The sequence below is a fragment of the Citrobacter sp. XY323 genome, from assembly GCF_025106035.1.
In the GTDB taxonomy this organism is placed as follows: Bacteria; Pseudomonadota; Gammaproteobacteria; order Enterobacterales; family Enterobacteriaceae; genus Citrobacter; species Citrobacter braakii.
In genome coordinates this window covers 523,251-541,695 of record NZ_JANYUK010000001.1, presented here as the reverse complement: position 1 = coordinate 541,695, position 18,445 = coordinate 523,251, and the positions used below count along the sequence as shown (strand labels likewise).

Sequence of the window (18,445 nt, the reverse complement as noted above, 5' to 3'; positions counted from 1 at the left end):
GCCAACCATGTCGAAACGGGACCAGCCCTTGACTATGCAGAGAGTCAGGGCTGTTTTTTTTCTTACTTAATCACTGTTTTCAGCGCTTCGCCGATATCGGCCAGGCTACGAACGGTTTTCACGCCAGCGGCTTCCAGCGCAGCGAATTTCTCATCCGCCGTACCTTTACCACCTGCGATGATCGCACCAGCATGACCCATACGTTTACCTTTCGGCGCAGTCACACCCGCGATGTAACCCACAACCGGCTTGGTCACATGATCTTTAATGTACGCCGCCGCTTCTTCTTCCGCGCTACCGCCGATCTCACCGATCATGACGATCGCTTCGGTCTGCGGATCTTCCTGGAACAGCTTCAGGATATCGATGAAGTTAGAGCCTGGGATCGGGTCGCCGCCGATACCCACACAGGTAGACTGACCAAAACCGTAGTCGGTGGTCTGCTTAACCGCTTCATAGGTCAGCGTACCGGAACGAGAAACGATACCGACTTTACCAGGCTTGTGAATATGGCCCGGCATGATGCCGATTTTACATTCGCCAGGGGTGATAACACCTGGGCAGTTCGGGCCAATCATGCGCACGCCAGCTTCATCCAGCTTCACTTTCACGGTCAGCATATCCAGCGTTGGGATACCTTCGGTGATGGTGATGATAAGCTTGATGCCAGCATCAATAGCTTCCAGGATGGAGTCTTTGCAGAACGGAGCCGGAACGTAGATAACGGTGGCGGTTGCGCCGGTCGCTTCTACTGCTTCACGTACGGTGTTGAACACCGGCAGACCCAGATGCGTGGTGCCGCCTTTGCCCGGCGTAACACCGCCGACCATTTGCGTACCGTAAGCAATCGCTTGTTCAGAGTGGAATGTCCCCTGGCTACCGGTGAAGCCCTGGCAGATAACCTTGGTATCTTTATTAATTAAAACTGACATTATTTCCCCTCCACTGCGGCAACAACCTGCTGAGCTGCATCCGTCAGACTTTTCGCTGCAATAATATTCAGGCCGCTATCAGCCAATTTTTTCGCGCCGAGTTCAGCGTTGTTACCTTCAAGACGTACCACGACCGGAACGTTAACGCCCACTTCTGCTACCGCGCCGATGATACCGTCCGCGATCAGGTCGCAGCGTACGATACCGCCGAAGATGTTAACCAGTACGGCTTTAACATTGTCGTCAGAGAGGATAATTTTGAACGCTTCGGTTACACGCTCTTTGGTCGCACCGCCGCCAACGTCAAGGAAGTTAGCCGGTTCGCCGCCGTGCAGTTTAACGATGTCCATGGTGCCCATTGCCAGGCCCGCGCCGTTAACCATACAACCGATGTTGCCGTCCAGAGCGACGTAGTTCAGTTCCCACTGTGCAGCCTGTGCTTCACGCGGATCTTCCTGAGACTGATCGCGCATTTCACGCAAGTCAGCCTGGCGGAACAGCGCGTTGCCGTCAGCGCCCAGTTTGCCGTCGAGGCAGATCAGATCACCCTGCTTGGTCACCACCAGCGGGTTGATTTCGATCAGCGCCAGATCGCGCTCAAGGAAGATAGTCGCCAGACCCATGAAGATCTTGGTGAACTGCTGAACCTGTTTTCCTTCCAGACCCAGTTTGAACGCCAGTTCACGACCCTGATAAGGCATCGGACCGGCCAGCGGATCGAGCGCTACTTTGTGGATCAGGTGCGGCGTTTCTTCCGCCACTTTTTCAATTTCCACGCCGCCTTCGGTAGAGGCCATGAAGACCACACGACGGGAACTACGGTCAACAACTGCACCGAGGTAAAGTTCTTTACCAATGTCGGTCGCTGCTTCAACCAGAATCTGATTTACCGGTTGACCATGGGCGTCTGTCTGGTAAGTGACCAGACGTTTACCCAGCCAGTGTTCAGCAAAAGCGCGAATGTCTTCTTTGCTGTTCACAACCTTCACACCGCCCGCTTTACCACGGCCACCAGCGTGAACCTGACATTTCACTACCCACGGGCCTGCGCCGATTTTAGATGCAGCTTCTTCAGCTTCACGCGGAGTAGTACAGGCATATCCCACCGGTGCCGGTAAGCCATAGCGGGCAAAAAGTTGTTTTGCCTGATATTCATGTAAGTTCATGTGTTCTGTCCATCCTTCAGGTAATCGTTATCTTTTACCCGTAGGCCTGATAAGCCTCCAGACCTACGGGGCAGGTGATACTCTTATTTACTACACGTCCAGCAGCAGACGCGTCGGATCTTCCAGCAACTCTTTAATGGTTACCAGGAAGCCTACTGACTCACGACCATCGATCAAACGGTGGTCATAAGACAGCGCCAGATACATCATCGGCAGGATTTCAACCTTGCCGTCTACGGCCATCGGACGATCTTTGATGGCATGCATACCCAGGATGGCGCTCTGCGGTGGGTTGATGATCGGGGTAGACATCAGGGAACCGAACACGCCACCGTTAGTGATGGTGAAGTTACCGCCCGTCAGATCGTCGACCGTCAGCTTGCCGTCGCGACCTTTAACTGCCAGCTCTTTAATATTTTTCTCGATGTCAGCCATACCCAGCAGATCCACATCACGCAGGACCGGCGTGACCAGGCCACGCGGCGTGGAGACCGCCATGCTGACATCAAAGTAGTTGTGGTACACCACGTCATCGCCGTCGATGGACGCGTTCACTTCCGGATAGCGTTTCAGCGCTTCAACAACCGCTTTCACGTAGAAAGACATAAAGCCCAGACGGATACCGTGACGTTTCTCGAACGCGTCACCGTACTGCTTACGCAGATCCATGATTGGCTTCATGTTGACTTCGTTGAACGTGGTCAGCATGGCGGTGGAGTTTTTCGCTTCCAGCAGACGCTCAGCTACGCGTTTGCGTAGACGGGTCATCGGAACACGTTTTTCGCCACGAGCGCCCAGTTGAGCCTGTGGTGCAGGCGCGGCGGCCGGCGCTTTGGCTTCTGCTTTCGCAGCCGGTGCTTTGGCCAGATGCTTTTCAACATCTTCACGCGTGATACGACCACCGACGCCGGTGCCATTGATGGCGCTGGCTTCGAGATTATGCTCACCCAGCAGGCGACGGATCGCCGGGCTCAGGGCATCGTTGTTCTGTTCAGCAAGAGACGCCTGCTGGCGTTGTGCCGGAGTAGAATCTTTCTCTTCAGACTTGGCGCTGGTCTCTTTGCCAGAGCTGTTGCCTTCACGCAGGCGACCGAGGATCTGGCGAGAAGTGACGGTTGTCCCTTCATCTTCCAGAACCGCATCAAGAATACCGTCCGCTGATGCCGGTACTTCCAGTACCACTTTGTCAGTTTCGATTTCTACCAGTACTTCATCACGACGTACTGCATCGCCCGGTTTTTTGTGCCAGGTTGCAACCGTTGCATCCGCTACGGATTCAGGCAGGTCGGGAACAAGAATATCTACGCTACTCATTATTTATCCTTTATTTAATCGACGTTCAGCGCGTCATTAACCAGATCTTGTTGCTGCTTCTGGTGAACGGACATATATCCTACTGCCGGAGAGGCAGAGGCCGGGCGACCTGCATAACGCAGAGCTGACCCAAATGGAATTACTTCACGGAAATGATGCTGGCTGCAGTACCATGCGCCCTGGTTGAGCGGCTCTTCCTGGCACCAGACAAAATCATGTACATGAGCAAACGGTTTCAGCGCTTCCTGCACCGCTTTATGCGGGAACGGATAGAGCTGTTCGATACGCACAATGGCGACATCTTTTTGGTCGTTCTTGCGGCGTTGCTCCAGCAGGTCGTAATAAACCTTACCAGAACACATCACGACACGCTTCACGCCTTTAGGATCAAGTTCATCTACTTCGCCAATGGCTGGCAGGAAGGTGCCATTTGCCAGTTCGTCCAGCGTGGACACCGCCAGCGGATGACGCAGCAGCGACTTCGGTGACATCACTACCAGCGGACGACGCATTCCGCGCAGCGCCTGACGACGCAGCATGTGGTAAACCTGTGCCGGGGTAGACGGGACGCAAACCTGCATGTTTTGCTCAGCGCAAAGTTGCAGATAACGTTCCAGACGCGCGGAGGAGTGCTCCGGGCCCTGACCTTCATAGCCGTGTGGCAGCAGCATAACCAGACCGCACATACGGCCCCATTTCTGCTCGCCGGAAGAGATGAACTGGTCGATAACCACCTGCGCACCGTTGGCGAAGTCACCGAACTGCGCTTCCCAGATAGTCAGGGTGCGCGGTTCTGCCGTGGCATAACCGTACTCGAATGCCAGCACCGCTTCTTCAGACAGCACGGAGTCCCATACGCGGAACGTGCCCTGGCCGTTATGCACATGCTGCAGCGGAGTGTACGTTGAACCATTCGCCTGGTTATGAATCACCGCATGACGGTGGAAGAAGGTTCCGCGGCCAGAGTCTTCACCCGACAGACGTACCGGAATACCTTCATCAACCAGCGTGGCGTAAGCCAGATTCTCTGCGCCACCCCAGTCGAACAGCTTCTCGCCTGCGGCCATGGCCTGACGGTCGCCGTAAATTTTGGCAACACGCGACTGCATTTCCACCGCTTCAGGCACGGTGCTGATGCGTTTTGCCAGCTCCTGCAGACGCTTCATCTCAACTTTGTTCGGGTAGTTTTCATCCCATTCGTGGTTGAGGTACGGCGACCAGGTGAAGGAGTGCATATTCATTGGACGCCACTCTTTGACCACGCATTCGCCTGCGTCCAGCGCGTCACGATACAGATTGACCATTTCGGTCGCATCTTCCAGCGTAGCGACGTTGTCCGCTTCCAGCTTGTCAGCGTAGATTTTGCGCGGAGTCGGATGCTTTTTGATTTTCTGATACATCAGCGGCTGGGTTGCGCTTGGCTCGTCGGCTTCGTTGTGGCCGTGACGGCGGTAGCACACCAGATCGATAAAGACATCGCGTTTAAAGGTATTACGGAAATCCAGTGCCAGACGCGTTACGAAAGCGACCGCTTCCGGGTCATCCGCGTTCACGTGGAAAATCGGCGCCTGAACCATCTTACCGATGTCGGTGCAGTACGGTGTAGAACGTGCATCTAGCGGGTTAGAGGTGGTGAAGCCCACCTGGTTGTTGATAACGATGCGAACGGTACCGCCCACTTCGTAACCACGCGCTTTCGACATGTTCAGGGTTTCCTGAACCACGCCTTGCCCGGTTACTGCCGCATCACCATGAATAGTGATTGGCAGCACTTTATTGCTGCTCGGCTCGTCCAGACGATCCAAGCGTGCACGTACGGAACCGATAACCACCGGGCTAACGATTTCCAGGTGCGACGGGTTAAACGCCAGCGCCAGATGCACCAGACCGCCTTCGGTTTCGATATCTGATGAGAAGCCCATGTGGTACTTCACGTCACCGGTGCCGAGGTGTTCTTTATGTTTGCCCGCAAATTCGTCGAATAGATCCTGCGGCTTTTTACCCAGCACGTTAACCAGGACGTTCAGACGACCACGGTGCGCCATACCCAGTACCACTTCACGGGTACCGCTATTACCGGCGTGGCGGATCATCTCTTTGAGCATTGGGATTAACGCATCACCGCCTTCCAGCGAGAAGCGTTTCGCGCCCGGGAATTTTGCACCCAGGTAGCGTTCCAGACCTTCCGCTGCAGTCAGTTCGCTGAGGAAGCGTTTCTTCTCTTCACTACTGAACGCAGTACGGCCAGACTCGATACGCTGCTGAAGCCAGCGTTTTTCTTCGGTGCTGGTGATGTGCATATACTCGGCGCCAATCGGGCCGCAGTAGGTTTGTTTCAGCGCGACAACCAAGTCGCTCAGCTTCATCGTGTCTTTGCCACCGGCAAAAGAACCCACGTTAAAGCTTTCCTGGAAATCCGCATCGGTCAGATCGTGGAAGGAGGGATCCAGATCGGCCACATTTTCTTGCTGCCACAGTCCCAGCGGATCGAGATTCGCATGCTGATGACCGCGGAAACGATAGGCGTTAATGAGCTGCAGGACTTTAACCTGCTTCACATTGGCATCAGGGTCGGAAATAGAAGAAGAGTAACGTGGGGTAATCAACGCCTGTCGACGGAAATAATCACGTGTTTTTGAGTGGAGTTGATCCGGTTTGACTCCGGTACCAGGTAACTGCTGGAACGTCGAACGCCAGTTAGCATCTACCGAGTCAGGGTCGGTTAAGAAGTCTTCATAGAGCTGTTCTATCCAGCTCTGGTTAGAACCAGAGAGGTAAGAAGAGTCCAACCAGGCTTTCAAAGCGCTGTTCTGCATCGTGATCCCTTAAGCATTTGTATGCTTATTTCGCCGTGGATACTACCACGCACACCGATGTGCGTGCCGGGGTTCACTTGTTGCGGACTGTCGTGTCATCTGCGTCCGCTAAGGAACCTTTAAAAACTGTCTAATAATCGTCGTCGTTCAGGCTGCGATTATTGCTATCAATGTGGCAGTTTTTAGAGGTTTCCCTGCACGGCCGGGGAATCTCTTCCCCGGCAACTACAACTACTTATGCACTACGTTTGAGCAGCATCGACTTAATATGACCGATGGCGCGCGTCGGGTTCAGCCCTTTAGGACATACGCTGACGCAGTTCATGATGCTATGACAGCGGAATACGCTGAAAGCGTCACTTAAACCTTCCAGACGGCTGTCGGTCTCGGTATCGCGGCTATCAATTAAGAAGCGATACGCGGCCAACAGGCCTGCCGGGCCAATAAACTTGTCCGGGTTCCACCAGAATGATGGGCAGGACGTTGAGCAGCATGCACACAAAATACATTCATACAGCCCATCGAGCTTCTCACGCTGCTCTGGCATTTGTAAATGCTCACGAGCCGGAGGATTTTTCCCATTATTCAACAAGTAAGGCTTAATCTTCTCATACTGTGCGTAGAATTGCCCCATGTCTACCACCAAATCGCGCACAACCGGTAAACCTGGCAGCGGGCGAATGACAATTTTCTTGCCCGGCTGATTCAGCGCAGAAATAGGTGTGATACAGGCCAGTCCATTTTTGCCGTTCATGTTCAGACCGTCGGAGCCGCAGACCCCTTCACGGCATGAGCGACGAAACGACAACGACGGATCTTTTTCTTTCAGCTGCATCAACGCATCCAGCAGCATCATGTCGCGCCCTTCTTCCGCCTCCAGGGTGTAATCCTGCATGCGCGGAGCGTCGTCAACATCCGGGTTATAGCGATAAACTGAAAACTCGAGTTTCATTGTCCTGTCTCCGCATTAATAAGTACGAATCTTCGGCGGGAATGCCGGGCGCAGCTTCGGTTCCATATTGACTTGACGTCGCGTCATGGATTCCGACTCTGGCAGGTACAGGGAATGGCACAGCCAGTTTTCGTCATCACGTTCCGGGAAGTCGAAGCGGCTATGCGCGCCACGGCTTTCGGTACGGAAGTTTGCAGATACTGCAGTGGCGTACGCGGTCTCCATCAGGTTATCCAGCTCCAGACACTCAACGCGCTGGGTGTTGAACTCACTGGAGGTATCGTCCAGACGGGCATTTTTCAGGCGTTCGCGAATCGCTTTCAGCTCTTCCAGGCCCTTCGCCATCGCATCGCCTTCGCGGAATACCGAGAAGTTATGCTGCATACATTCTTGCAGCGCTTTACGAATTGCCACCGGGTCTTCACCGTTACGGTTACCGTTCCAGCGATTCAGACGCGCCAGAGAAGCGTCGATTTCATCTTCGGTTGCATCCAGCAGGTCACCCTGCTCTGCGATAGATTCCTGCAGATGCAGACCCACAGCACGACCAAATACCACCAGGTCAAGCAGTGAGTTGCCGCCCAAACGGTTAGCACCGTGAACCGATACGCAGGCGATTTCACCGACGGCAAACAGCCCTGGGATCACCACATCTTCGCCCTGCTCATTCACGGTCAGCGCCTGGCCGGTGACTTTGGTCGGAATACCGCCCATCATATAGTGGCAGGTTGGAATAACCGGGATCGGCTCTTTCACCGGGTCAACGTGAGCAAAGGTACGGGACAGTTCGAGAATACCCGGCAGACGGGACTCCAGCACTTCTTTACCCAGGTGGTCGAGTTTCAGTTTGGCGTGCGGCCCCCACGGACCGTCGCAGCCACGACCTTCGCGGATTTCGATCATGATGGAACGCGCCACCACGTCACGACCCGCCAGGTCTTTCGCATTCGGGGCATAACGCTCCATGAAGCGCTCACCGTGTTTGTTCAGCAGGTAGCCACCTTCACCACGACAGCCTTCTGTTACCAGAACACCCGCGCCAGCGATACCGGTTGGGTGGAACTGCCACATCTCCATATCCTGCACCGGCACGCCAGCGCGGATAGCCATACCGACGCCGTCACCGGTGTTGATGTGGGCGTTGGTGGTGGACTGATAAATACGGCCAGCACCGCCGGTCGCCAGCACGGTTGCGCGGGCTTTGAAGTAAACCACTTCACCGGTTTCAATACACAGCGCGGTACAACCAACAATCGCGCCATCGGCATTTTTCACCAGATCCAGCGCATACCATTCGGAGAAAATGGTGGTGTGGTTTTTCAGGTTCTGCTGATACAGCGTGTGCAACAGCGCATGGCCGGTACGGTCTGCCGCTGCCGCGGTACGTGCCGCCTGCTCGCCGCCGAAATTCTTCGACTGGCCGCCAAACGGACGTTGATAAATTGTGCCATTATCGAGGCGAGAGAACGGCAGCCCCATGTGGTCCAGCTCCAGAATCGCTTCCGGACCGGTTTTACACATATATTCAATAGCGTCCTGGTCACCTATGTAGTCCGACCCTTTGACGGTGTCGTACATGTGCCATTCCCAGTTATCTTCATGGGTATTACCGAGCGCAACGGTGATGCCACCTTGCGCAGATACGGTATGGGAACGGGTTGGGAACACTTTGGAGAGCAGCGCACAGGTCTGACCGCTCTGGGAAATTTGCAGCGCCGCGCGCATACCTGCGCCGCCGGCACCAATCACAACAGCATCAAATTCTCTGACTGGCAGTTTCATTACACACCCCACACCACAACAAATCCATAAATGACGTAAACCACCAGCGCAACGACGATAGCCAGTTGCAGAATCAGGCGCACGGCCAGCGGTTTAACGTAGTCGGTCAACACCTGCCACATGCCGATCCAGGCATGAATCAAGATGGAGAAAAGAGCCAGCAGGGTGAAGACTTTGGTGAATGCCGATGAGAAGAAACCGGTCCAGACTTCAAACGTCAGTTCGCCGCTGGTGGCGAAGAAGCCGACCATATAGATGATGTATAACGTCAGAACGATAGCGGTAGCACGGACCAGAATGAAGTCATGTACGCCGTTGCGTCCTAATGCGGAGGCGTTGCTTACCATACGAGGACTCCTGCGAGAAGTGAAAGCACGACAATGATAACGAAACAAATTTTGGCGGAACGTGTCCCTGCTTCGAGGGTTTCTTCGATATAGCCAAAATCCATCAACAGATGGCGAATGCCCATTACGGCGTGATATGCCAGCGCAATCAGGATCCCCCACAGAATTAACTCCACAAAGAAGTTATTCATAATGGATGACGCCGCGAGGAAACCTTCAGGGGAGGAAAGGCTGGTACCCAATAACCACAACAGAATCCCGACCGCCACGAAGGTGATCACTCCGGATACGCGATGGAGAATGGACGCTATCGCCGTGATTGGGAACCGGATCGTTTGTAGATCCAGATTGACAGGTCTTTGTTTTTTCACATTTCTTATCATGAATAACGCCCACATGCTGTTCTTATTATTCCCTTTGGACTTCGGGTACAGAAGATGAAGACACCTGTAGCCTGAAAGACGACGGGATTTCCTTCCTCCGGTCTGCGTGCGGGTCAGACAGCGTCCTTACTATAACTACGCGTCATATAAAACACTGCTTCCAGATGCTAAAACGACACGTTACAACGCTGGTTGGCTCGGGATTGCAGGGTATTCCGGAGACCTGGCGGCAGTATAGGACGTTCACAAAATCATTACAATTAACCTACATATAGTTTGTCGGGTTTTATCCCGAACAGTGACATAGGTCACGATAACAACATTATTTTAATTTTTAACCATCTAATTTGACAATCATTAAACAAAGTTGTTACAAACGACACCAGAAAAAGCATATAATGCGTAAAAGTTATGGGGTCACTCTTTCACCGGACATTTAGTTATGTAACAGTGTGGAAGTATTGACCAATACAGTCAGGACAGTTATTAGTGATAGACAGGTTTAATAATTCGGATTGCTAAGTTCTTGATTTGCAGTTTATTCGCCATGAAAAGACCGTTTTACCTGCAAGCGCCCATAGCTCTGTACCCAGGTTATCCCCTCTTTCGCAGAGCGGCGAGCCAAATAACAAACTGGTAACGGTTCATTGATGTACGAAGGCAAATGTGAGTTCCAGCAGTCTTAAGCAATAAGGCGCTAAGGAGACCGTAAATGGCTGATACTAAAGCAAAAATCACTCTAAATGGTGACTCTGCTATTGAACTGGATGTGCTGAAAGGTACGCTCGGTCAAGATGTTATTGATATTCGTAGTCTTGGCTCAAAAGGGATGTTTACTTTTGACCCAGGTTTCACCTCTACCGCATCCTGCGAATCCAAAATTACTTTCATCGACGGTGACGAAGGTATTTTGCTGCATCGCGGCTTCCCGATTGATCAGTTGGCGACCGAGTCGAACTATCTGGAAGTGTGTTATATCCTGCTGTACGGCGAAAAACCGACGCAGGAGGAGTACGACGAGTTCAAAACCACAGTCACTCGCCATACCATGATCCACGAGCAGATCACCCGCCTGTTCCACGGTTTCCGCCGCGACTCTCACCCGATGGCCGTTATGTGTGGTGTTACCGGGGCGCTGGCTGCGTTCTACCACGACTCGCTGGATGTGAATAATCCGCGTCACCGTGAAATCGCCGCCTTCCGTCTGCTGTCCAAAATGCCGACCATGGCAGCGATGTGCTACAAATATTCCATCGGACAGCCGTTCGTGTACCCGCGTAATGACCTCTCCTACGCCGGTAACTTCCTGAACATGATGTTCTCCACGCCGTGCGAAAAATACGAAGTGAATCCGATTCTGGAACGCGCAATGGACCGTATCTTGATCCTGCACGCTGACCACGAACAGAACGCCTCAACCTCTACCGTTCGTACCGCCGGTTCTTCTGGCGCTAACCCGTTTGCCTGCATCGCGGCCGGTATTGCTTCCCTGTGGGGACCGGCACACGGCGGCGCAAACGAAGCTGCGCTGAAAATGCTGGAAGAAATCAGCTCTGTTAAACACATTCCGGAATTTGTTCGCCGCGCGAAAGACAAGAATGATTCCTTCCGCCTGATGGGCTTTGGTCACCGTGTTTATAAAAACTATGACCCGCGCGCCACCGTCATGCGTGAAACCTGCCATGAAGTACTGAAAGAACTGGGCACCAAAGATGATCTGCTGGAAGTGGCGATGGAACTTGAACACATTGCGCTCAACGACCCGTACTTCATCGAGAAGAAACTCTACCCGAACGTAGATTTCTACTCCGGCATCATCCTGAAGGCGATGGGCATTCCGTCCTCCATGTTCACCGTTATCTTCGCCATGGCGCGTACCGTGGGCTGGATTGCACACTGGAACGAAATGCACACCGACGGCATGAAAATCGCTCGTCCGCGTCAGTTGTACACCGGCTACGACAAGCGCGATTTTAAGTCTGATATTAAGCGTTAATTGTCTGCCGGATGGCGCCAGCGCCTGTCCGGCTTACAGCCATTAATTCTCCCGGGTCGGACAAGGCATTGAAGCCAGAATCCGACCTGTTTTTTTGATGCATATTATTTTATTCTCATCATGCTTTCTCTATGATTTACTGAGATTTCCGTCATTTCACTCAGGAGCATGGGATGCCTGTTTTGCAGTGGAGTCTGTTGTTTCTGCTATCGCTCCTTCTTTCCCTGTTCTTTTTGTTTATACACCTTCCAGGACCGCTGCTACTCGGTTCGATGATCGTCGGCATTATATTCAGTATGCGCGGCATCTCACTGCACCCTCCCCGCTGCACATTTCTTGGCGCGCAGGCGATTCTCGGCTGCATGATTGCCCAAAACCTGACGGGCTCAATCTTGACGACCCTTACGGCCCACTGGCCGATGGTGATTATCATCCTGCTGGCGACCCTTATCAGCAGCGCGGTAATCGGCTGGCTGCTGGTTCGCTACAGTAACCTACCGGGAAACACCGGTGCATGGGGCTCGTCACCTGGCGGTGCGGCGGCAATGGTGGCGATGGCGCAGGAATATGGTGCCGACATCCGGCTGGTGGCGTTTATGCAGTATCTGCGCGTACTGTTGGTGGTTGGCGCGGCAGCACTGGTCACCCGAGTGATGATGGGCGACCAGGCCCAAACGGTCAGTGAGCAAATTCTCTGGTTTCCGCCGCTGAGCAGCAATCTGTTCAGTACCCTGGCGCTGGCCGCCGTTGCCGGTACGGCCGGGCGTCTATTGCGTATCCCCTCTGGCGTCATGTTGCTACCGATGTTGGCAGGCGCATTGCTGAATGCCGGTGGCGTGATGGTGATCGAACTGCCGGAATGGCTGCTGGCGATTGCCTATATGGCCATCGGCTGGCAAATTGGCCTGGGTTTTGACAAGCAGATCTTTTTAATGGCGTTGCGCCCCTTACCGCAAATCCTCTTGTCCATTTTTTCACTGATGGCGATCTGCGCCGCTATGGCCTGGGGACTGGCGCATTACATGCAGATAGATTTTCTTACCGCCTATCTGGCGACCAGTCCAGGCGGCGTGGATTCTGTTGCGGTGATTGCCGCGGGGAGCCACGCCGATATGGCGCTGATCATGGCGATGCAAACCCTACGGCTATTCAGTATTTTATTGACTGGCCCGGCGGTGGCGCGGTTTATTTCGCTACACGCGCCAAAGCATCCCGCTTAGTGCTGACATCCCGGACACCAGTAAAAGGGTCGTGAAGAGAGCGTCGTTTTTTCGATGATTCCGCCACAGCGCTCACAGGCTTCACCATCCCGGTGAAAGACCTTAAAGCGAAACAGCGCGCCGTGATGTTTATTCTCATCCACCAGCCCGCGGGTGTTATAGGACAAACGAGGAATATCAAGCAGCGCATGCGCCAGCGCATCCAACTGCTCATCTCCGAGCATCGACGCTTTATGCTGCCCGGTCAGCCCTACTTGCCACAGAATCTCTACTCGCAGGTAGTTACCTAATCCCGCCAGAAACGCCTGGTCCAACAGCAGGCCAGAAAACTGGCGATTGCGAAAACGCGGGGATAACAGACGCGCTTTCACGTCATCGGGCGTTAAACGTAAATCCAGGACATCCGGCCCAACCCGTTGCAGGAACGGGTGGGTAGCGAGCTGTTCCGGCGTCAGCATGTCGATATCAGAGGCGCTATAGAGCAGAATAGTTTTGTCGTGTGTTTGCAACCTGACACGCAGTACCCGCGAAGTCTGCGGTATTTTGCCGGTATCCACCACTCGCCACACGCCATAGAGCTGATTGTGGCTGTACAGCGTCAATCCATTAGAAAAATGGGTCAGCAATGCTTTACCCCGCGTTTCAAGCTGGGTAACACTCTGCCCAATCAGTTGAGATTGATACGGTTTTAGCTGCTCAAAGGCAAACCAGACATCGGTCAGGGGTTTGCCTTTGACTGCCGCCTCCAGGTTATCCGCCGCGCGGCGGATCTCCGGGCCTTCAGGCATAATACTGTCCTTTTTTAATGTGTTGCACCGCCCGTCACTGCGATATCACTCTCCACCTGCAACGCGGTGGCAATCGCAACTTCCAGCGCCCGGCGCACCGTGTCCGCTGCCATACTTGGCGCCCCGGGGTGCTGTGCAGCCTGTTGCGGCAAATAAGGGATATGAATAAATCCTCCCTTCACCGCCGGAACGTCACGTAGTTTATGCAGTAGGCCATACATCACGTGGTTACAAACGAAAGTGCCCGCGGTTTGGGAAACCGAAGCCGGAATTCCCGCGTTGCGCATGGCAACAACCATCGCTTTGATCGGCAACGAACTAAACCAAGCCGCCGGACCATCGGCCACAATCGGCACATCTACCGGCTGTTGACCCTGATTATCCGCAATACGCGCATCGTCAACGTTGATCGCCACGCGCTCCACGGTGACATCCGTGCGCCCCCCCGCCTGCCCCACCGCCAGCACCAGTGATGGCGACAGCGCGTCAATCGCACCATTGAGTACGGCAAGAGACTCGCCAAAGACGCACGGCAGTTGGCGGGCAACGACGCGGCATCCGCCGATGATAGCATTGTCGAGGCCCGAGACCACTTCCCAGGAAGGGTTAACTGACTCGCCGCCAAAGGGTTCAAATCCCGTGATGAGTACTGTTTTCATCCTGTCACCTTACAAGAACATCAGGAAATACATCAGGAACACGTTGACCAGCAACAGCAGTATGCCGGTTGGCACCTGCGCTTTAATCACCGCGTTTTTATCCGGCAGCTCCAGCAGCGCTGCAGGAACAATGTTAAAGTTTGCCGCCATCGGCGTCATTAACGTCCCGCAATAGCCAGAGAACATACCAATTGCCGCCATTACTGCCGGATTGCCGCCGTGCTGCAGCACGAGGATCGGAATACCAATTCCAGCGGTCACGATCGGGAAAGCGGCAAACGCATTGCCCATGACCATCGTCAGCAATGCCATGCCGAGGGTGTACACCGCCACTGCGATAAAGCGGCTATCCACCGCCAGGTATTCTTGCGTTAGCCAGGAAATACCGCTGCCTACGCCCGCTGCCGTAAACAACAGCCCGAGCGTGGCCAAAATCTGCGGCAGGATGAACGCCCAGCCGATGGAGTCCAGCAGACGGCGCGCCTCCTGAATCGGTTGGTGAACCCGCTCATGGGTCATTTTTATCGCCATCGCCAGACCAATCAACGAGCCTGCGGTCATGGAAAAGAGCGTCACCAGCGTGGCGTGATTACCCGGCCCAAACAGCGCATCCTGTAAGCCCGGAATATGGTTGAACATCAGCACGCCAATAACCGTTACCACCGGAATTGCCAGCGCCGGGAAAAACAGGCGGTTACCCAGACGACTGGCGCTTTCTTCGCGCTGTTGCTGCGTTCGTTGATGGTAGCTTCCAAGCTTCACGCCGCCAAAACCGGCGATCAGGGCCAGCACGACCACCGCAACGCCAACGGCAATATGCACCGTGCGTTTGTCGCCAAACAGCGAATATGTCCAGTCGCCAAGCAGAAACAGTACGCCGTATATGCCCCAAAACAGGCCGGTGGTGAAGCGACGCGGGTTCGCTTTGTCCTGCCAGGACATCAGCGCCACAATCAGTAATACCGCTCCCGCCAGCCAGTAGAGATAGCTTTGTTGAAAATTCATTTCGCTCCCCCTTTCGCTGCGGCATTCGCTTTCGCCACCTCACGTTGCAAATAGCTATCCAGACGCCACAGACGCGTACCGTGGATCAGGAATGCACAAATTGCCGTTGGGATCCCCCACAAGGCAATATGCAGCGGTTCGGTTTGGATCCCACCAGACTCCAGCATAAAGTTGTGCATAAAAATGATGGCGCCGAAGGCAACAAAGATATCTTCACCGAAGAACAGTCCGACGTTATCGGTCGCAGCTGACATGGCGCGCAGACGATAGCGTACCGCCCCAGGTATCTCGCCGTGATTTTTCTCTGCGGCCCCTTCCGCCATCGGCGCCAGCAGCGGACGCACCATCTGCGGATGCCCCCCCAGACTGGTCAGCCCTAACGCAGCGGTCGCTTCGCGAATGAACAGATAGACAATAAGCAGACGACCACTGGTGGCGCTGCGGATTTTTGCAATCCACGCCTGAGCACGCTCTTTGAGTCCGTGGCGTTCCAGCAGGCCAATAACCGCCAGCGGGATCAGCAGGATAAATGGCAGGTTGCGGGTGTTAAGAAAACCTTCACCCAGCTTTTCAAGGATAGTGGCGATCGGCATATGCGCCGCCAGCCCCGTGACGATCCCGGCAATAATGACCACCAATACCGGGTTAAAACGTAAAAGAAATCCGACCACGATGACGGCGATCCCCGTCAATGGCCAGAGAGAAATTACCTCTCCCATAATTCAGTCCTGTATATGTTGTTGTGTAATATATTATTGTTTTATATGAATAAATTTATGCGCTAATTTGAATATTGCATGCTTTGAATGCGGCTCGCAAGCGACGGGCAAAAGCGAGTGCGTGCTCACCATCCCCGTGAATGCATACCGTCTGGGCTGTCACGCTCGCCCACGTTCCACTCTGGCTTTTTACTCTGCTGGATTGCACCATTTCTAGCGTTTGCGCCAGCGCCTGCTCTTCATCCTCAATCAATGCGCCCGGCTGGCTGCGCGGCACCAGACTGCCATCCGCCTGATAACCCCGATCGGCAAAAACCTCCTGACGTGTTACCAGACCATAGCGTTCTCCGGCACGAATCAGTTCGCTTCCCGCCAGCCCTACCAGAACCAGCGACGGATCGCAGGCATACACCGCTTGAGCAATAGCATCCGCCAACTGAGGATCTTTCGCCGCCTGGTTATAAAGCATACCGTGCGGTTTAACATGACGCATTACGCCGCCCTGCGCACGCGTGATGGCAGCCAGCGCACCAATTTGATACAGCGTCTGCGCATACACCGTTTCCACAGGCAGGGTCATGGCGCTACGGCCAAAATTTTCCCGATCCGGAAAACTCGGATGCGCACCTATCGCTACGCCATTTTTTAGCGCTTCGCGCACGCTTAAAAGCATCGTCTGCGCATCACCGGCGTGAAACCCACAGGCGATGTTGGCTGATGACACCAGTAGCAGCAGCGCTGCATCGTTAGGGCATCCCTCACCGAGGTCTGCGTTGAGATCAATTTTCATTGTTAAGTCGCCATGTTAACTGTTCCAGATAACGCTGCCGATCCTGGCGCGCCTTAAGCGCTTCCTCCAGCGAACACTGCACAAAATGAATCGGCTGGCCGAGCGGGATCTGCGCCAGATGATACATATCTGCTTCGATGATACAGGCGATACGCGGATAGCCGCCCGTCGTCTGAGCATCGTTCATCAGCACGATGGGCTGACCATTATGCGGAACCTGCACTACGCCAGGGAGCAAACCATGCGACAATAGCTCGCGATCGGTCGTGCGCGTCAGCGACTGCCCCTGCAAGCGATACCCCATACGGTTGCTTTGCGGACTCAGCTGCCACGGGGAGCGCCAGAAAGAAGCCTGAGATACTTCGTCAAACTCCTGGTATTCAGGCCCGGGGAGCGCACGAATGTGGTTGCCCCACATCAGCTGTTTTACGCCCTGCGGCCCGCTGAATTGCCGGGTCGATGCGCCAATTGGCAGCCGATCGCCATCGCGCAGCAGACGCCCTTCCAGCCCGCCAATTCCGACTTTGAGATCGGTACTGCGCGACCCCATTACTTCGGGCACATCAAAACCGCCCGCTACCGCCAGATAGCTGCGCATGCCGTGATGTGGACGTTTTAGCGTCAGACGCTGCCCGGCTTTCACCGGCAGCCGCCATCCGCTCCATACGGGAGTACGATCCAGGTGCGCTTCACATCCCGCTCCGGTCAGGGCAAACCAGCCATCGGTTTCAAATTCCACCACCAGTTGCCCCAGTGTGATTTCCAGCGCAGCGGCATTCGCATCATTACCCACCAGCAGATTAGCAACGTTCAGCGCCGGTTTATCCAGCGCGCCACAGTGACTGATTCCGGATTGACGAAAACTATGGCGTCCCCCGTCCTGTACTGAGGTGTACATGCCAGCGCGAATGATGTTTAACATATCCCCTCCTTCTGCGGGACAAAACGCACGGTATCGCCAGCCCGTAACAGAATCGGCTCCTGCCGTTTTGGATCAAATAACGCAACGGAGGTACGGCCAATCAATTGCCATCCACCTGGCGTGGAAAGCGGATAGACCCCCGTTTGGGATCCGCCAATACCCACAGAACCTGCCGGAACAAGCAGACGCGGTTCCGCACGCCTCGGAGTATGGAGCGGTTCAGGTAAGCTCCCGAGATAGGGAAATCCCGGCTGAAAACCGATAAACCACACCACATAATCAACCGACGCATGAAGTTCGACGACCTGCTTGTCGCTTAATCCACTGTGCCGGGCGACCTCAGCCAGATCGGGGCCGAACTCACCGCCATAGGTCACGGGAATTTCAATAAAGCGCGAGTCCGGCTCCAGCGCCTCACTCTCTTCCCACCAGCGCTGCAGGCGTTCAATCGCATCCAGCGCCAGCGTTTTCGGGTCGCGCAGGGTAACCGTGATATTGTTCATTCCCGGAATAGCTTCCAGCACATTCGGGGCATCAACCAGACGCTGGGCCAGACGCCAGATGCGTTTCTGAGTCGCCAGCGTAATGGGAGGTTCCAGCTCAAGAACCACCGCACTTTCACCTAACAGATAACAACGCGCTCGCTGCACTTTC

The 18,445-nt window shown here is 54.4% G+C and carries 17 protein-coding genes; 2 read left to right on the top strand and 15 right to left on the bottom strand.

From position 1 onward, the window contains the following. Positions 1–62: 62 nt before the first annotated feature. The 8 genes from sucD to sdhC form a co-directional block, all read right to left on the bottom strand. Positions 63–932, bottom strand: coding sequence for a succinate--CoA ligase subunit alpha (sucD, locus tag N0B36_RS02505; RefSeq protein WP_003022929.1), 870 nt, complete (start codon positions 930–932; stop codon positions 63–65). Then, entirely contained in the window at positions 932–2,098 is a 1,167-nt protein-coding gene (sucC, locus tag N0B36_RS02500; RefSeq protein ID WP_003022927.1) for an ADP-forming succinate--CoA ligase subunit beta, read from the bottom strand. The genes sucD and sucC overlap by 1 nt, the downstream gene beginning before the upstream one ends. Before the next feature lie 90 nt (positions 2,099–2,188). Then, positions 2,189–3,412, bottom strand: a complete 1,224-nt coding sequence (gene odhB, locus N0B36_RS02495) for a 2-oxoglutarate dehydrogenase complex dihydrolipoyllysine-residue succinyltransferase (RefSeq protein WP_016156001.1) — start codon at positions 3,410–3,412, stop codon at positions 2,189–2,191. A 14-nt stretch (positions 3,413–3,426) separates the two neighbouring features. After that, a complete protein-coding gene (gene sucA, locus N0B36_RS02490; RefSeq protein ID WP_016152283.1) occupies positions 3,427–6,228 on the bottom strand; it encodes a 2-oxoglutarate dehydrogenase E1 component in 2,802 nt (933 codons plus the stop codon). 235 nt (positions 6,229–6,463) lie between these two features. Beyond that, complete coding sequence (gene sdhB / locus N0B36_RS02485; protein WP_003022921.1) at positions 6,464–7,180, bottom strand: succinate dehydrogenase iron-sulfur subunit SdhB; 717 nt, start codon at positions 7,178–7,180, stop codon at positions 6,464–6,466. A 15-nt stretch (positions 7,181–7,195) separates the two neighbouring features. Continuing rightward, a complete protein-coding gene (gene sdhA / locus N0B36_RS02480; protein WP_003022919.1) occupies positions 7,196–8,962 on the bottom strand; it encodes a succinate dehydrogenase flavoprotein subunit in 1,767 nt (588 codons plus the stop codon). Then, positions 8,962–9,309, bottom strand: coding sequence for a succinate dehydrogenase membrane anchor subunit (gene sdhD, locus N0B36_RS02475; RefSeq protein WP_005122550.1), 348 nt, complete (start codon positions 9,307–9,309; stop codon positions 8,962–8,964). Before sdhD ends, sdhA begins: the two co-directional genes overlap by 1 nt. Then, on the bottom strand, positions 9,303–9,707 hold the full coding sequence (sdhC, locus tag N0B36_RS02470; protein WP_016152282.1) for a succinate dehydrogenase cytochrome b556 subunit: 405 nt from the start codon (positions 9,705–9,707) through the stop codon (positions 9,303–9,305). Before sdhC ends, sdhD begins: the two co-directional genes overlap by 7 nt. Positions 9,708–10,404: 697 nt before the next feature. Between sdhC and N0B36_RS02465 the strand changes: the two genes are divergently transcribed. Together N0B36_RS02465 and N0B36_RS02460 are read left to right on the top strand one after the other, a co-directional pair. Further along, a complete protein-coding gene (locus N0B36_RS02465; RefSeq protein ID WP_016152281.1) occupies positions 10,405–11,688 on the top strand; it encodes a citrate synthase in 1,284 nt (427 codons plus the stop codon). A gap of 173 nt (positions 11,689–11,861) precedes the next feature. Continuing rightward, positions 11,862–12,908 (top strand): AbrB family transcriptional regulator, encoded by a 1,047-nt coding sequence (locus N0B36_RS02460; RefSeq protein WP_103766035.1) that lies wholly within the window; start codon positions 11,862–11,864, stop codon positions 12,906–12,908. Here the strand turns inward: N0B36_RS02460 and nei are convergent. Genes nei through pxpB form a run of 7 tightly spaced genes read right to left on the bottom strand, consistent with a single transcriptional unit; the run spans position 12,905 to position 18,441 of the window. Then, positions 12,905–13,696, bottom strand: coding sequence for an endonuclease VIII (gene nei, locus N0B36_RS02455; RefSeq protein ID WP_047497737.1), 792 nt, complete (start codon positions 13,694–13,696; stop codon positions 12,905–12,907). The genes N0B36_RS02460 and nei overlap by 4 nt on opposite strands. 14 nt (positions 13,697–13,710) lie before the next feature. Further along, on the bottom strand, positions 13,711–14,355 hold the full coding sequence (pcp, locus tag N0B36_RS02450; RefSeq protein ID WP_016155998.1) for a pyroglutamyl-peptidase I: 645 nt from the start codon (positions 14,353–14,355) through the stop codon (positions 13,711–13,713). Between the two features lie 9 nt (positions 14,356–14,364). After that, positions 14,365–15,360, bottom strand: coding sequence for a DUF979 domain-containing protein (locus N0B36_RS02445; RefSeq protein ID WP_016152277.1), 996 nt, complete (start codon positions 15,358–15,360; stop codon positions 14,365–14,367). Next, the gene (locus tag N0B36_RS02440; protein WP_200100821.1) at positions 15,357–16,079 is read right to left on the bottom strand and encodes a DUF969 domain-containing protein; all 723 of its coding nucleotides are present in this window, start codon (positions 16,077–16,079) and stop codon (positions 15,357–15,359) included. The genes N0B36_RS02445 and N0B36_RS02440 overlap by 4 nt, the downstream gene beginning before the upstream one ends. A 55-nt stretch (positions 16,080–16,134) precedes the next feature. After that, on the bottom strand, positions 16,135–16,869 hold the full coding sequence (gene pxpA, locus N0B36_RS02435; protein WP_259686029.1) for a 5-oxoprolinase subunit PxpA: 735 nt from the start codon (positions 16,867–16,869) through the stop codon (positions 16,135–16,137). Beyond that, on the bottom strand, positions 16,859–17,791 hold the full coding sequence (gene pxpC, locus N0B36_RS02430) for a 5-oxoprolinase subunit PxpC (protein WP_047497731.1): 933 nt from the start codon (positions 17,789–17,791) through the stop codon (positions 16,859–16,861). Before pxpC ends, pxpA begins: the two co-directional genes overlap by 11 nt. Then, positions 17,785–18,441 (bottom strand): 5-oxoprolinase subunit PxpB, encoded by a 657-nt coding sequence (gene pxpB, locus N0B36_RS02425; RefSeq protein ID WP_046274709.1) that lies wholly within the window; start codon positions 18,439–18,441, stop codon positions 17,785–17,787. Before pxpB ends, pxpC begins: the two co-directional genes overlap by 7 nt. Between the last annotated feature and the right edge of the window lie 4 nt (positions 18,442–18,445).

Coding starts and splice junctions, on each gene's coding strand:
- sucD (WP_003022929.1), bottom strand. CDS start 932: ATGTCAGTTTTAATTAATAAAGATACCAAGGTTATCTGCCAGGGCTTC.
- sucC (WP_003022927.1), bottom strand. CDS start 2,098: ATGAACTTACATGAATATCAGGCAAAACAACTTTTTGCCCGCTATGGC.
- odhB (WP_016156001.1), bottom strand. CDS start 3,412: ATGAGTAGCGTAGATATTCTTGTTCCCGACCTGCCTGAATCCGTAGCG.
- sucA (WP_016152283.1), bottom strand. CDS start 6,228: ATGCAGAACAGCGCTTTGAAAGCCTGGTTGGACTCTTCTTACCTCTCT.
- sdhB (WP_003022921.1), bottom strand. CDS start 7,180: ATGAAACTCGAGTTTTCAGTTTATCGCTATAACCCGGATGTTGACGAC.
- sdhA (WP_003022919.1), bottom strand. CDS start 8,962: ATGAAACTGCCAGTCAGAGAATTTGATGCTGTTGTGATTGGTGCCGGC.
- sdhD (WP_005122550.1), bottom strand. CDS start 9,309: ATGGTAAGCAACGCCTCCGCATTAGGACGCAACGGCGTACATGACTTC.
- sdhC (WP_016152282.1), bottom strand. CDS start 9,707: ATGTGGGCGTTATTCATGATAAGAAATGTGAAAAAACAAAGACCTGTC.
- N0B36_RS02465 (WP_016152281.1), top strand. CDS start 10,405: ATGGCTGATACTAAAGCAAAAATCACTCTAAATGGTGACTCTGCTATT.
- N0B36_RS02460 (WP_103766035.1), top strand. CDS start 11,862: ATGCCTGTTTTGCAGTGGAGTCTGTTGTTTCTGCTATCGCTCCTTCTT.
- nei (WP_047497737.1), bottom strand. CDS start 13,696: ATGCCTGAAGGCCCGGAGATCCGCCGCGCGGCGGATAACCTGGAGGCG.
- pcp (WP_016155998.1), bottom strand. CDS start 14,355: ATGAAAACAGTACTCATCACGGGATTTGAACCCTTTGGCGGCGAGTCA.
- N0B36_RS02445 (WP_016152277.1), bottom strand. CDS start 15,360: ATGAATTTTCAACAAAGCTATCTCTACTGGCTGGCGGGAGCGGTATTA.
- N0B36_RS02440 (WP_200100821.1), bottom strand. CDS start 16,079: ATGGGAGAGGTAATTTCTCTCTGGCCATTGACGGGGATCGCCGTCATC.
- pxpA (WP_259686029.1), bottom strand. CDS start 16,869: ATGAAAATTGATCTCAACGCAGACCTCGGTGAGGGATGCCCTAACGAT.
- pxpC (WP_047497731.1), bottom strand. CDS start 17,791: ATGTTAAACATCATTCGCGCTGGCATGTACACCTCAGTACAGGACGGG.